Raw genomic sequence first — 345 nt, forward strand, 5'->3', positions numbered from 1 at the left:
GCCACGCGCCGCTGTAGCAAGCGGGATACATGGGGCGCGCGGCATATGCCCCACCGTAGGCTGGGCCGGGCGAAGGGCATCCGCCTGAAGCACCCATGAAGACGCGCGTCAGTCGCGTCGAAACCGAACGGCGGCCCCCATGCCCCTCGAACTCTCCGCCACCCTCGGTCCGGTTCGCCGGACGTACTCCGGCACCCGCGACTTTCCGCCCATGGCGAAGGCCTACTCCGAGGTCTCACGGGTCGCCCGCGAGACCGGTCTGTATGAGCGGGCACCGCGCTTCTACGCTCTCATGGGAGCCGCGCTGGCACTCGCCTTGGGCGGCGCCGTGACGGGCTTCATCCT

General features: G+C 69.9%; 1 protein-coding gene. It reads left to right on the forward strand.

Going from position 1 to position 345, the window contains the following annotated elements:
- Positions 1-139 precede the first annotated feature (139 nt).
- A partial coding sequence (locus SB660_RS19390; protein ID WP_410583865.1) for a hypothetical protein occupies positions 140-345 on the forward strand: 206 nt, incomplete at its 3' end.

It is taken from the genome of Bacillus sp. SIMBA_005, assembly GCF_046535585.1.
GTDB lineage: Bacteria > Bacillota > Bacilli > Bacillales > Bacillaceae > Bacillus > Bacillus pumilus.